This is a genomic window from Empedobacter sp. R750 (genome assembly GCF_030324345.1).
Taxonomy (GTDB): Bacteria; Bacteroidota; Bacteroidia; order Flavobacteriales; family Weeksellaceae; genus Empedobacter; species Empedobacter falsenii_C.
Genome location: NZ_JACAGF010000047.1, coordinates 1 through 1,193 on the forward strand (window position 1 = coordinate 1; position 1,193 = coordinate 1,193).

Below are 1,193 nucleotides of genomic sequence, written 5' to 3' on the forward strand. Positions count from 1 at the left end.
TTCCTTTAGATTTGAAAATCTTAAATTGTAGTATAAAAAGAAGAGAAAAGAGTTTGAGTACACTATAACGAGTTCAGAGCTATATAATCTCATATTCTGATTAAGACTCAACTCTTTCTTATCAAATTCTCAAATAGAAATTCGGGTTAAAAACCCATTAGTAAGGAATCGAGTTATTGATAAGTTTCTCTTCTCATTAAATTCAAATTTATGGAAAAAATTGTTATTGGTATTGATGTGAGTAAATTAACTTTAGACATCTGCATTCAAGAAAATGGAGTGAATCGTTTTGATACTATTGCTAATACTGAAAAAGCTATCAAATCTTTTTTGAAACAATTTGTTAAGAGACAAAATATTCTAATTGGAATGGAGAATACAGGGAGATTTAACATCCTTCTTTACAACGTATTAATTCAACATTCTTTTGCTGTTTATGTCATCAATCCTTTGCATTTGAAAAAAAGTATGGGATTAGTTAGAGGTAAAAATGATAAAATTGACAGCGAACGTATTGCTGTATTTTTACTTAAAAATTATATGGATCTTCAACAGTGGAAGCCTAATTCGAAAGTCATTGAAAAGATAAAATTATTGAATGCTGAAAGAAAACATCGCGTTAAAATAAGAGCAGGATTACTAGCTCAAGCAAAAGATGAACAATTCTTAAAATCAACTATGGATAAAGCTGTATTACGCTTAAACACTAAGCTTATTGATGTCTTAACGAAACAAATTAATGAAATAGAAGAAAGAATCTATCAATTAATTAACGAAGATGAACAGCTTCATAATCATTATAAAAGAATACAATCAATTCCTGGTGTAGGAAAAGTTTTAGCATTTAATATGTTGATTAAAACAGATGGTTTTACAACCATAAATACACCTAGACAAATGGCTTGCTATGCTGGAATAGCTCCATTTGATTTTCAATCTGGAACTTCCATAAGGCGAAAACCGAAAGTTTCATCAATGGCTGATAAAGATTTGAAGAAACTATTGCATTTAGCTGCAATGAGTGCTATTCGTTTAGATAATGACTTGGCTATTTATTATCATCGAAAGGTAGAAGAAGGGAAAAATAAAATGTCGGTCTTAAACGCAGTCAGAAATAAAATAATTCACAGAATTTATGCACTAATTAAAAATCAAAATATTTATAAAAATAACTTGGTTTTGTCATAGAAATC

The 1,193-nt window shown here is 28.8% G+C and carries 1 protein-coding gene; it reads left to right on the plus strand.

The features are described 5' to 3' along the window. Nucleotides 1-210: 210 nt before the first annotated feature. Nucleotides 211-1,188, plus strand: a complete 978-nt coding sequence (locus tag HXZ74_RS17105; RefSeq protein ID WP_038337380.1) for an IS110 family RNA-guided transposase — start codon at nucleotides 211-213, stop codon at nucleotides 1,186-1,188. Nucleotides 1,189-1,193: the final 5 nt, after the last annotated feature.